The organism is Enterococcus sp. AZ177 (genome assembly GCF_050544585.1).
Taxonomy (GTDB): Bacteria; Bacillota; Bacilli; order Lactobacillales; family Enterococcaceae; genus Enterococcus_L; species Enterococcus_L plantarum.
In genome coordinates this window covers 2,774,833-2,788,026 of record NZ_CP172944.1, presented here as the reverse complement: position 1 = coordinate 2,788,026, position 13,194 = coordinate 2,774,833, and the positions used below count along the sequence as shown (strand labels likewise).

The following is a 13,194-nucleotide window of genomic DNA, read 5'->3' as shown; positions in this document are numbered from 1 at the left end:
GGCATGGAAAAAGAGTTTTAAGCTGTAAATGGATTGGTAGTTAGACTGCTTCCTTCACTGACTACGACGTATAAGAAAAGCATCATTCACGTCAAAGGCCCTTTGAAAAATAGTGAAATTTGAACGGAAATAAATGGACTCCTTGCAAAAAATGATCTTGAGTTGCTCTAGAACTCAAGATCATTTTTTATATAAGGTACATCTAGTTAAAAAATTTTAGCTATTCTTTTTTAAGGCTAAGTATACGTCACGAGCCTCTTTTGACTCTTCTTTCATCGTTGGATAAGCTTTTTTTATATCGTTCGCAGTAATAAAAAAGAAAATAATTGCTACAATTTCAAGAGGGAAGACAATCAAGCCCATTAGGCCCAAAGACACATCTCCTGTTCCCCCGCTATATATTTCAGAAATCATTAAAAGACCAATACAAAAACCAATTGCATCTGCTACATACATGATTATTGGGGCCACATATTTTCTTTTGGAAACAAGTGTTAATTTACTTGCACCAATATGCGCTAAAACCGTAAACACAAAGATAATCGTGCCGACTGAGTTTAGATCCATTCCTAAAAAAGACAAAATAAATACAGCGATAATAATGGTTGGAAGGGCCAAATAGTATCCATATATTTGGTATGGCCTAACTTTGTCTTTCATTTCTTTTTTTGCAACCTTTAAACTTTCTTTCATAACTAACATCCTCCTTAATTTTAAAACCATTTGTTATTATACCATTTATAACATTCTTAATACCATATAAAATTAGATTATTTCAGATTCTATTTTTTCCTAACTTGCATTTAGAACAGTCTGTTCTTTTAACAGAATGTCTTTAAGGTAGAGGGATTCAAGTGGAGTTAAATCAGTCTGCAAAAAGTTATATAAGCGTAAGATCCGTTTTGGATAGGTTATATTTGCAGAGAACGAAAAAAAATTATACGGGAAAGTATGTTATTAAATTGATGCCTATTTATAAACATAAAGGTGACATTTAGATTTGAACTATCGAACCTTTAGCAGTATGAAAAAATCAGTCTTAGTGCTGATAAATTATAAAATAGACTTTGTTATAATTAAAATGAAAGAATCGCCATAGGAGGTAGTGGGTGTTATGGAGTTGGGTACTATTGGTAGGTCGGTTAAAGAAAAACAAATGAGTACTGGTGGGCTTGATGTAGTTAAATATGTAGCAGCAATTTTAGTGATTTGTTTTCATTGTGAAAGAATTTTTCAAGATCCAGCAATCAATCATTTATTCAAAAATGTCTTATGTCGAGTTGCTGTTCCTTATTTTTTGATTTCTACCAGCTACTTTGTTAGAAGAGGACAAACTCAATCATCAGATTATATAAAACAATATATCAAATCGTTGGCGAAATCTTATTTATTTTGGAGTCTGATTTATTTGCCAGTTGGCTTTACGTGGGTCCAACAAAATCATTCTCTCAGTCCAATGCTCTACCCAATTGCATTGATAGTAGGAGTCTTTTATACAGGAATGTATTATCATCTATGGTATATTCCAGCTATGATTTTTGGTATTATTTTCGTTCAGTGGTTACTTGAAAAAGTGGGCTATATCGTTTTATTTGTTTTTTCGGGGGTAGCATACGGATTTGGTTCATTGGAAACTTATTATGCTTATATAGAAAATGAACAGCTGAAAAAGTTTGTTGATCAGTATTTGCGTTTATTCCTTACCACTCGTAATGGTTTATTTTTCGCATTAGTTTTTGTAGCAGTAGGTTTTTTCTTATGGGATTATCAAGAAAAATTCATTCGCTTCCATAAGTATCTGATTACACTTTTAGTTGGGTTGGGAACATTGTTAGTAATTGAAGGTAGTGTGGTTTATGCTAATGTAGGAATCGATAAAAATTTTATGTGGATGTTGATTCCGTTTACTAGTTGTCTATTTTGTTGGAGTTTGTCTATAAATGTAGATGAAAGAATTGACGTAAAACGATTAAGAGCGTTAGGAAAGTATTATTTCTTCATTCATCCATTATGTATTTTGTGGACTGCCACTTTAGTAAATAGTTATGCATTTTTTGGCAATACGTGGTTACAGCTAACTGTAACGCTTATTACAACGCATTTATTGAGTTCACTCGTGATTTCATTGGTTCAACAATTACCTTATTACTATTTTGATTTAAAGCTTATGCTGCAAGTCAATCGTTCCTATTTAGAAAAGTTTATATGAAACGCGGAGAGGTGCGGATACAGAAGTAATCCCATCGGAAAGAAGCTGGAATTCATAATCACTTTGAAGAAAAAGTGGTTATGAATTCCTTCTTACTTTCTGGGAAGTAAACATTGTTATCTTTGTTCCTCGGTTTTTAAGTAAGATGAACCCCTTTGTCTACATAAATAATGTCCCCGACAATACCAGCAGCCAATTCGCTGACTAAAAAGGCACATGTATTCCCCACTTCTTCAATCGTAACACCGGCTTTATCTGGTGTACGACCTTCGGAAATCTTGATCAATTGGTCATAATCTTTCACACCAGTTACTGCAAGAGTTTTGATAGCGCCAGCTGAGATGCCATTCACACGGATCTTGTCTGCTGCAAATTCATAAGCTAAATATTTTACGGCAGTCTCTAAAGAAGCTTTAGCGATTCCCATCATGTTATAGTTCGGGATGGCTCTTTCAGAACCTAAATAAGTCATTGTAACAATCCCGGAACCAGGATTTAACATTGGTTTCGCATGATGTGCAACAGCTAAAAGTGAGTAGCTGCTGATATCTTGGGCTAACAAGAAACCAGAACGGCTGATATCACTTACATTGCCATCTAATTCTTCTTTGTTAGCAAAAGCAATAGCATGAACTAGCCCATCGATCTTATCAACTTTTTCTTGAATCGTTTGGAAAGCTTGTGCAATTGATTCATCAGAAGCAACGTCACATTCAACAAGTAAATCTGTTGGTTCAGCTAATTTTAGCAATTGTTTTTTCATGCGTTCGTTTTGGTATGTGTAAATAATATCAGCACCTTGTTCTTTTAGTGCTTTAGCACATCCCCAAGCGATACTTCTTTTGTTTGCTACGCCCATTACGACGACTTTTTTATTTTTTAGAAACATATGGTTTTTCCCCTTTTAAAATTATTTTTAGTGTGTGAAAAAGGTCTCACATCTTAAAAAAATCTAACTATCTGACTTTATTTAAGTTGACGGATAAAAGTGCAACTGGTATTATCTGTGTTGAGAATGATAAAAAAATTCTCGAACGAATAAACAACACCAATACAGACATTTTATCGGATGTCTGAATTATTAACTAAAATACTTTGAAAGTCAAACTATTTTACTTAAATTTAAACAAAAAAGTGTTGTTTATGCTAGTTTTTTTTAATTTGATAGTCAAAACAATGGTGGAGGTGCACAATGAAACGAGTTGTAATAACAGGAATGGGAGCAGTGACTCCTTTAGGAAATACGGTAAAAGAGTATTGGCAAAATTTAGTCAATGGAAAATTAGGAATCGCTAAGATTACTAAATTTGATTCTGAAGATACAGGTGTAGCACTTGCAGGTGAAGTGAAAGACTTTGATCCAAGTGAGGTTCTTGATCGTAAAGAACAAAAGAGAATGGATTTATTTTCGCAATATGGTTTAGTTGCTGCAATGGAAGCTTGGAATATGAGTGGTCTGACGAAAGAATCAATTGATCCAAAACGTTTTGGTGTGATTGTGGGTAGTGGAATTGGTGGCATGACAACCTTACAAGATCAAGTCAGAGTTATGGATAAAAAAGGAGCTAAACGTGTCACACCTTTCTTTGTACCAATGGTGATCGCAAATATGGCTTCAGGAAATATTTCAATCAAATTAGGGGCAAAGGGTCCTTCTCAAACAATCGTAACGGCTTGTGCATCCGCGACAAATGCAATTGGAGAAGCATTCCGCACGATCAAATACGGTTTGGCTGATATGATGATCACAGGTGGAACAGAAGCAACGATCTGTGAAATCGGTATTGCTGGTTTTGCTGCTCTAAGCGCTTTGAATACAACGGAAGATCCAACGAGAGCTTCGATTCCATTCGACAAAGAGAGACATGGTTTTGTGATGGGTGAAGGTGCCGGGATGCTGATGCTAGAAGAATTGGAACACGCTCAAAAACGAGGGGCGACAATCTTAGGTGAAATCGTAGGATATGGCAGCAATTGCGATGCTAGTCATATGACGGCACCATTGAAAGATGGTAGCGGAGCAGCAGATGCTATCGAATTAGCCTTAGCAGAAGCGGCAATTGATGCCTCAGCTGTAGGCTATGTCAATGCACATGGGACATCAACACCAGCCAATGATGCAGCCGAGACGGCAGCCTTGAAGCGAGTGTTTGGCGAACGTGCACATGCTATTCCGATTTCAAGCACGAAAAGCATGACAGGTCACCTTTTGGGAGCCGCTGGAGGAATCGAAGCAATTGCTTGTGTGAAGACTTTACAAGAAGGTCTAGCGCATCCTACTGTAGGGTATAAAGTAGCAGATCCAGAATGTGATTTAGATTATGTAACAGACGGTTCACGCCCCGTACAAGCAGAATATGCGATCAGCAATTCGTTTGGTTTCGGTGGTCACAATGGTGTTATTTGTATGAAAAAATGGGAGGAAAACTAACAATGACAAGATTAATGAACGCAACAGAAATTATGGAAATGATTCCAAACCGTTACCCAATTTGCTTTATCGACTATGTGGATGAGATTATTACAGATAAAAAAATCATTGCCACAAAAAATGTAACGATCAACGAAGAATTTTTCCAAGGACACTTTCCTGGAAACCCAACAATGCCAGGTGTTTTGATTATTGAAGCTTTAGCACAAGTTGGATCGATTTTAATTTTGAAAATGGATCAATTTAAAGGGGAAACAGCCTATATCGGAGGAATCAACAAAGCGAAATTCCGTCAAAAAGTTGTTCCTGGAGATGTATTGAAATTACATTTTGAAATCGTTAAGATTAGAGATTATGTAGGTATTGGGAAAGCAACTGCTTTTGTTGAAGATAAAAAAGTGTGTGAATGTGAATTGACCTTTATTGTAGGCAGATAATGATAAATGAATTGAATAGCGTAAAAATAGGCTAAGACAGAAGCGTTTAATCCCGAGAAATAAAAAGGGATTGCTTCTGCTCCCACCGTTTATTCGCATTTAGGGTATGATACAAAAGTGATTGTTACTTTTGTATCATACCCTTTTTTGTCAGAATGTTCAGTGATGTAAATCATATAAGTTGAGTGCTAATTGCAATGCAAACGTATTTTTCTCCTGATCCAATGCTACAGGTAACAGCATTTTGATCTTTTTAATCCGATAAAGCAATGTATTTCGATGAATAAATAGGGCTCTGGATGTTGTTGCGATATTCAAGTGATGTGCTAAATAGGCTTTTAAAGTTAGGGTGAAATTCGTTTTATTTTCTAAATCATAGGTCAATAACGTGTCTAAGTAATGAGTATAGAACTTTTTTCCTTGCTCTTTTGAAATCGAATCAACTAGAAAAGAATCAAAATAAACGTCATCAAAAAAATAGATTTTTTCTTCTTTTGAGTCATTTTCTAATAACTGGATGACTTTTTTTGCTTCCTCAAAACTTTGATCTAGTTCTAGGATCGGTAGAGTTGAGCCGATTGTGCAAAAAAATTCACGTTCAGCTGGTCCCTGCTGTTCTAAATACATCCGAATTCGCTCAGCTGTATCGGATAATTCATTATGCGTTTTGACTGCACTCGATTTAGGATCTGTTCCTAAAAGTAGAACCAACTGATTTTTACGGCTGAATAAATGAAGATGTGGAAATCGATTTGCTGTATAGCTTGTCAATGAGGACAATAAGCTTTTCATGATGCGATCCTCAGCTTGCTTTTTTTTCATCAGAGAGTCCGTTTGTATTCCTGATTTCTGAAGAGACAGAATCAAAACCGTATAATTTAAGGTAGGATCAATTGGCGTGTCATAGGTAGCTAAAGCATCCAGGTCCTTGATTTGACCAGATAATAAGTGATCGAAAAAATCACGGCGAATACGATTTTCCGTCCGTTCAATTTCAAATAGACGTATTTGCTCTAACGCAAATGCCATCGAGCCATTTTCTAAAGCAATATAATCAAAATCAATCAGCGGCCTTTCTATTTGAACGACCAGAATAAAACCATAATGAACCGTATCGAAATAAACCGGCACGATTACACAGGGATATTCTTTTTCGGCAAAAAATAATGGGCGAGTAATCGGCTTTTTTATGCGTTCAAAATTAGTGGGTAAATCAGTAAAAAATTCAATTGGAAATGTAAAGGTATTTCCAATCTTTTTGATCGTTTCTTGGATTAAGGGATGTTTATTATCATTACAAGCGATGACTGACCAGTCACTGTCAATTAGCACTATAGGATTTTGCACCATCTTGGCCAAGCTAGCAGCAATTTTCTTCATCCCACCACCATGTAGTGAAATCTCAAAGAATTGTGAATGAATAGCTAAAGAGGCTTGATTTCGTTCATTCATACGACCAGAGATTTCACCCATAACGATATTCATGATTTTTGAAAAGGCAATCCCGTAAGGAATTTCGATGATCGGTAAGGCTAATTCGTTGGCTAAATCACGCATAGATTGCGGGATGCCCTTTAAATAAATATGTGGTTTGATGCAAATTGCCGAACAATTGATTTCTTTAAACCGTTGGATAAAACGTTTTTGAATTTCGGTATTTTCACTAAAAAAATAGCCAGAAGTAATTAATAATTCCCCAGCGGACAACCAATCAGAAGCATTTGGATTATCTAAAATATTGACGCCAGTAATGTCATTTTCAAGACCATTCGCACCAGCGACTAATTTGAACGTTTTAAACGGAGCAAGCTGTAGAAAATGATTGACTGTTAACATACTATCCCCTCTTTCTAATGTATGATTTCATTCCTTTAACTATACGTTAATTAGTTAAAGTATACAAATCGAAAAGGAAATATTTAGCTGTTTTATCCGTTTATGAGAAGGCTCTCTTAGTGTAGATTATAGAGTATAAAGAAGTTGAAATGAATAAGGAAGTGAGGGGGTTGTACATGAAAATCCCTGTCAAAATAGCGAAAATTCTTGGCTAAGATTCAAAAAAATAGAAAGGAGAAATTCACAGTAGGATTAATTTGGCGATCAACTTCATTTTATGAAAAGGGAGGACTATATAGGATAGTGGTAGAGGGGTTAGACAATGTATCCAAATTCGTTGGGTGATGATTGTGTAAATCAAAATAATGTAAAGACGAAACTATTGATCTAAACATCAGCTTTATCTATTAGTCAAACGAGTCATTCGATTGCAAAAATGAGGGAAGTATTGGATTTTGTGCCCAGCGGTGGTTTGTCGGTCCTTCAAAAGCATGGCCAATCAATACAGCTACTGCTCATAAAGAAGCAGGAATCACCCTCCACCAATGTCGGCTGTTGAAAAAGCAATCGTGACCGTTAGCGAATAACTATAAAAAATAAAGAGGAGCAAAGTTATGGACACCATAAAAACCAATCAAGCGTTGCTAAAAGCTGTAGAGAACAATGATAAAAAACAAGTTTTTCAGTTGTTGAACGAAGGCTTGGATATTTCTTTGACTGATAAAACAGGCCGCTCACTTTTGATGATTGCGGTACAACAGAACGAACGTTCAATGGTCAAAGAATTATTAGCTTTTGGAGCAGATGTAAATCAGCGAGACAACACGCAACTAACACCGTTTATCTGTGCTGCTGCGAATGGATTTGATGAAATTGTTCGTGAGATTCTTAAAACAGGAGCTGCCGATTTAGCTTCAGTTAATCGTTTTGGCGGAACTGCTCTGTTACCCTCTAGTGAAAAAGGCTATTTAAAAACAGTTCAGTTGTGTTTGAATGCAGGAGTACCAGTGAATCATGTGAATCGTCTAGGATGGTCAGCGTTATTAGAAGCGGTGATTTTAGGCAATGGCGGTTTCTTGTATCAAGATGTAATCAGGGAACTCGTTCAGCATCAGGCTGATAGCTCTCAAGTTGATGCTACTGGTAAAAATGCTCTTGATTATGCAATTGAAGTCGGTCAAGATGAGCTGATGGCTATTCTAGATAAAGAGGAAACATCAGAGAAAAATTTTACTAAGATCCGAAATTATTTGCGGAGTGATGAACTGACAAAAGCTCTAACAGTATTAAAAACATTAGACCAATCAAATCTAAAGGTATTATATTATTTAGGCTATACGTATCAACGAGCAAAAGACTATCCCAAAGCGCTTGAGTATTATAAAAAAGGCTGGTCAAAAGACGACCAATTTGCTTTTTATGTAAGCAATAGTTATCGGATGATGGGGGCGATAGAACAAGCATTACAAGTATATGATCAAGCAATAGAAACGGATCGAAGTTTCTTTTATCGCTATCATAAATCTAATTTTTTAAGAGAATTAGGGCATCATGAAGACGCTGTTCAACTAATGGATGACTTGTTAGCCGACTACCCTGAACGAGTTGATTTTTATTTTCATAAGGCCAATAGTCTGCGGAGTTTGAGCCGACATCAAGAAGCTATTGAAGCAATGGAAAGGGCGATTCAAATCGATCCAGGAAACCCATTATTTTCAGAACACCGTGCACAATCAATTCAGTTGGTAAAAAACTAAAGAAATGTATTGGTAGGAAAGTCAATGGCATCAGTAGAAAAACAAACAATTGATATAGACCAAGAGAATGAAAGAGGGGCAGTTTCGTTGTTCTTTTCAGCTTTTTATGTTAATGATGCCCATCCGATAATGTTAACCTTAATTTCGTTTGACGAAGAGAAGGTAAAACCTTTCAATCAACGATAGCAAGTCAAAAAAAAGAATTGAAGCGGTCAAAGAGAAATCGTTGATTGTGTGTTAAGAATTGAATGAACTAGAAAAGCTGTGTCCATTTGTTGGAACACAGCTTTTCTAGTTCATTAGATGCTATGAAATATCCTGCGTTCAAAACAACATCCTGTTAAATAGAAAAAATGTAAAAAAATACAAAAGAAATTAAATTGTGATACAATATATTTATAACTTTAAGATAAGGAGATTATTTATGAAGAAAAAAATAATTAAGGTGTTGGTTCTATTACTTGTGTTGGTTCAAGCAATAGATGTAATTGGTATGTTCAGGTATATAGCTGTTGCGTATGCAGAAGAAACTGTTGCAAGTTCAGTTAAAGAAGAGGTTATTGAAAACGATGAGAAATTGGAAGAGATAGATACATCTACAAATAGGAAAGAAGAAATAAAGGAAACTGAAATCTCGGAAAAACAAATCCTTGATATTCCAGAACAAGAAACAATTGCTAGTGAAGAGAGTCAACGATTGGCAGATAATGGCATTGAAGAAGAAGTGACGGCGGTTATTGAAAACGAAGAGATTCTTAGAGATCAAACTTATGAACTAGTAACAGATGTTTATCCAAATCTAAATAACGCAGACGGAACGCCTAAATTAGATTATCAGGCCGGAGAAGAAATTGCTTTGTATTCTAAACTAGTGATTTCTAGTGGCACTTTCCCGTCCAATCAAGTGAAATTTAGAATAGCCTTGTCAAAACAACATTTTGCGTATTTTGGAGTAGTTTCAGATGGATTAACCTTTCCAGTGACCAGTGAACTTTCAGGTGACAGTGAAAATATATATTTAGATATTACGATAGACAATGTTCGAACGGGGATGGATATAGCGATTCCTTTTAGAGTGAAGTTTCTTTCTGATCGATTATATTATGGAACCAAAGTTCCTCTTACTCAAACTCTTTACGGTCAAAATGGAGAAGTATTAAAAGAAAATTCTCTTGACCTAGAAGCAAGAACATCGAATAGAAAGATTGTATTTGGTAAGGAATATTTTAACCAAAATAATAGACAAGTTCCCAATGAATTTGTTGACGCGGATCATTTAATTAGCTCGGACTTTATCGATGAAGTACCATTCCAAGTTGTAGGAGATAGTGCTAACGACGCAGGTGATTCTTTAGTTGAAATTAAGCTAACAAAGAACGTTATATTTAAGGCGGAAGACAATAATGTAGCATGGGCATATGATGAATCGAGCCATTCAATTAGTAGGATGCTGAGATCAAGCATCAATATAAGCAGTACATTTAAAGTGAGGTATCAGGATGTTTATACAAATACACTAGACTACCCTGTTAGATTTACTGGTAGTGTTAACGTATTGAACATAAACGGGGAAATTGAAACAAACTTAGAGAAGGCCAGCGCAATAGAAGAAAGAAAGTTCTTCTCCAGACAAGTTGGTGATACTGGTGTAAAATTCATGGATTGGAAAGACCAAAACGCTAAATATTACGTAGAGGAAAACCAAGATAAAGAAATAAGTGGTGGCATACGTGCTAAGTACAACGAAGAAAAGGGTAAAATGTTTTTAAGTAAGATCGAAGATGTACCGACCAAAGTGGCGGAAGTTTCACCGTTTACTCTTACGGAAATTTGGTTAAGTAAAAAAGGGAATCCGACAAATACAGATAAAAATAAAGTGTACGGGATCACAGAAACTGGGGAATCTACTTTGATTGCTGAAGATTTAGGTTCTACAGCGTTTAGTTTAAAAGATCCGAAGCCGTTTGTTTCATTTTATATTGAATTTGATAATACGGTAGAACTAAACGATTTAACTGATGAAGTTGTATTAAATTTTTCTGCGAAAAGAAGTTCAGAGTATTGGGAATATTTAAGCGAAAATTTATCAGAGATGTCCCATTCAGCGTATAATGTTGGGAATGTTTACTACACTGACCAGAATGGAGATAAAGGGAAGGATACTTCAACTAGTTCTGTTTCTACTGAAAAAGCTGTGAATGATATCAGATTTTTAGACCTACCAAATAAATCAATGGTCTTTTTCGGTGAAAAATTTGAGATGACATTTTGGCATGGTATTAAAAATACTACCAATCCTAAATTAATTAATCCTAAATTGCTTATCATGCTTCCTAGAGGGATAGAGTTAATAGAATTCACTCATGATGCAACGAATGTAACGTACACTGAAAAGCAAAATTTTATGAATAGTGGCAAGACGGCCATCATTATCGAGCCAAAGACAAAATGGAGATTAGCAGACTTTGCAAAGATATTCGCCCCACATCAATCAAAACTACACTTACAATTCAATAATTCTGCAAGTTATGGTAGTCATTTTATTGAATCGTATCTGACCTATGAGAATAATGGAGAGAATGGTATAACAATGTCGAGAGCGGGAAATCAAGAAGCGTATAAGCTATCTAACGTGGATCCGTATCAACTTCTTAGTGATGCAACTGAAAGAAATGAGATGTTCGTCTATTCAAAACCAATCAGTCTAATTGCACCAAGCAGTGTATTTGTAGATGTAGCTGCAAAGGTCAATGAGCAACAAGGGTTTGTTCACGGCAAAACCGATTTCGTTGATCAAGGGGAACGATTTAATCAAAAGATATCCATCATCAATTACAGCAATAATGATGTTAGCAATGTAACTGGAATCAATGTTTTACCTCATGTTGGAGACCTCAGTACTGTGGTAGACAAAGATGGAAAGTATGTTCCAAGAGGCTCGGATTTGGGTGGTTTGTTAGATGGAGAAGTAGAAGGACCAGAGGGATATACGGTCTATTATTCATATGATAAACCATCGCATCTAATGGCAGAAAATCAACAAAAAGGATGGATACAACAAGGAGAGAAGATTGACTATAATAAAGTCACGATGATTAAAATCGAATTAACCAATGGCGTTCTGGAAAAAAATCAGGAGTCAGAATTTACTTTTCCAGTCAAAGTACCGATTGATAAAGCAATCAAACACGAGGATAAGATGGTTAATACATTTACGATAACAACGAATGATACCAACTGGATTGAATCACGAGGTTCAGAAATTCCAGTAACAGCCTATTCGGTTAAAGGTTCAGTTTATCGAGACAAAAATGAGAATAGTCAAAAAGAGTCAGATGAGCCCTTTTTAGTAGGGTATGAAGTAGAGTTGGAACAAGAGGGAGTAACAGAACCGATTGCGAAACAATGGACGAATAGTCAGGGAGAATATGATTTTTCACCTGTTCCTTCCAGAGGCGATTACACGATCCGAATCAAGACAAAAGAAGGAGATATCATCTCTGAATACTCACAAAGTAGTGAAGAGCGGATAGCAACAGATGTAACGCTTGATCCAACGAATAATAAAGATGGGATAGCGACGGTTACTCTAGCACCAGATACCGTTTCCCACACGATTAATATGGGGGTTGATTCAGATCTTCCGATTTTAGGAACAATCGAATTAACGAAATTAGACAGTGTAACCAAACAAGCATTAGCTGGAGCCAAATTCCGTTTTGAACAAGCAGATGGTGGAATAATTGAAAAAAGTATGACAACGGATGCTGGAGGAAAAATACGGCTAAAAAATGTACCCTTAGGAAACTACAAATTTGTAGAAACGGAAGCGCCACTGGGCTATGAATTAGACTCTACACCAATCAATATTGAATTAACAGATGCAACCATCGTAAAAGTAACCAAAGAAAATACGCCAATTCTTGTTCCGATAGTGATTCTTGGATCAGTAGAGTTGACGAAAATCGATAGTATGACAAAACAAGCTTTATCAGGAGCAACCTTCCGATTGGAAAAAACAGATGGTACCGTTGTTCAAAGTGATTTAAGGACGAATGAAGAAGGCAAATTGCTGTTAACAAATTTACCATTAGGCGGCTATCAGTTTATAGAAACCACTGCACCGATTGGGTATGAATTGGACGTGGAACCTGTTTCTTTTGACATCACAGAGGCTTCAAAAACAGTTCAAGTGACAAAAGAAAACGCTAGAAAAGGAGAAAAAATAATCGAACCTTCTACAATTCAGCAAACAGGAAGGGGCATGACCAACAGAAATGGCATGCTACCTGTCACAGGCGAACAGAAACTGACCTATTTTATTTACTTAGGCTACACGGTAATATTTCTCCTATTGTTGCGAATGTTCTCAAAACAAATGTATAGAAGGTATCGCAATGATATGCTGAATGACTAAAGATGAAATGTAATAGTAAATTCAAGAGTGGAGACCAGTCTCTGCTCTTTTATGGTTAAAAACTGACACGATGTCATTTACTCTCAAAAAAAATGAATCCAAACAAC

At 36.0% G+C, this 13,194-nt stretch carries 9 protein-coding genes; 6 read left to right on the top strand and 3 right to left on the bottom strand.

The genetic code is table 11. The features are described from left to right. Positions 1-216: 216 nt before the first annotated feature. Positions 217-693 (bottom strand): hypothetical protein, encoded by a 477-nt coding sequence (locus IGJ34_RS13755; protein ID WP_430597669.1) that lies wholly within the window; start codon positions 691-693, stop codon positions 217-219. Between the two features lie 421 nt (positions 694-1,114). Here IGJ34_RS13755 and IGJ34_RS13750 point away from each other — a divergent pair, with 421 nt between their 5' ends. Beyond that, entirely contained in the window at positions 1,115-2,209 is a 1,095-nt protein-coding gene (locus tag IGJ34_RS13750) for an acyltransferase family protein (RefSeq protein WP_430597668.1), read from the top strand. A 136-nt stretch (positions 2,210-2,345) separates the two neighbouring features. On the opposite strand, the gene fabI is transcribed toward IGJ34_RS13750, so the two are convergent. Beyond that, on the bottom strand, positions 2,346-3,098 hold the full coding sequence (gene fabI, locus IGJ34_RS13745) for an enoyl-ACP reductase FabI (protein WP_206837803.1): 753 nt from the start codon (positions 3,096-3,098) through the stop codon (positions 2,346-2,348). A gap of 303 nt (positions 3,099-3,401) precedes the next feature. Here fabI and fabF point away from each other — a divergent pair, with 303 nt between their 5' ends. Both fabF and fabZ read left to right on the top strand, forming a co-directional pair. Further along, positions 3,402-4,640, top strand: coding sequence for a beta-ketoacyl-ACP synthase II (gene fabF, locus IGJ34_RS13740; RefSeq protein ID WP_069655067.1), 1,239 nt, complete (start codon positions 3,402-3,404; stop codon positions 4,638-4,640). A gap of 2 nt (positions 4,641-4,642) precedes the next feature. Continuing rightward, complete coding sequence (gene fabZ, locus IGJ34_RS13735; protein ID WP_010762460.1) at positions 4,643-5,077, top strand: 3-hydroxyacyl-ACP dehydratase FabZ; 435 nt, start codon at positions 4,643-4,645, stop codon at positions 5,075-5,077. A 159-nt stretch (positions 5,078-5,236) separates the two neighbouring features. On the opposite strand, the gene IGJ34_RS13730 is transcribed toward fabZ, so the two are convergent. Next, entirely contained in the window at positions 5,237-6,913 is a 1,677-nt protein-coding gene (locus tag IGJ34_RS13730; protein ID WP_430597667.1) for a PucR family transcriptional regulator, read from the bottom strand. A gap of 614 nt (positions 6,914-7,527) precedes the next feature. Between IGJ34_RS13730 and IGJ34_RS13725 the strand changes: the two genes are divergently transcribed. From IGJ34_RS13725 to IGJ34_RS13715, 3 genes are all read left to right on the top strand, one after another. Next, the gene (locus tag IGJ34_RS13725) at positions 7,528-8,670 is read left to right on the top strand and encodes an ankyrin repeat domain-containing protein (RefSeq protein ID WP_430597666.1); all 1,143 of its coding nucleotides are present in this window, start codon (positions 7,528-7,530) and stop codon (positions 8,668-8,670) included. Between the two features lie 24 nt (positions 8,671-8,694). Then, positions 8,695-8,856 carry a hypothetical protein gene (locus IGJ34_RS13720; RefSeq protein ID WP_167351528.1) on the top strand — a complete coding sequence of 54 codons (162 nt, stop codon included), beginning with the start codon at positions 8,695-8,697 and terminating at the stop codon, positions 8,854-8,856. A gap of 238 nt (positions 8,857-9,094) precedes the next feature. After that, positions 9,095-13,087 carry an MSCRAMM family protein gene (locus tag IGJ34_RS13715; RefSeq protein WP_430597665.1) on the top strand — a complete coding sequence of 1,331 codons (3,993 nt, stop codon included), beginning with the start codon at positions 9,095-9,097 and terminating at the stop codon, positions 13,085-13,087. Positions 13,088-13,194: the final 107 nt, after the last annotated feature.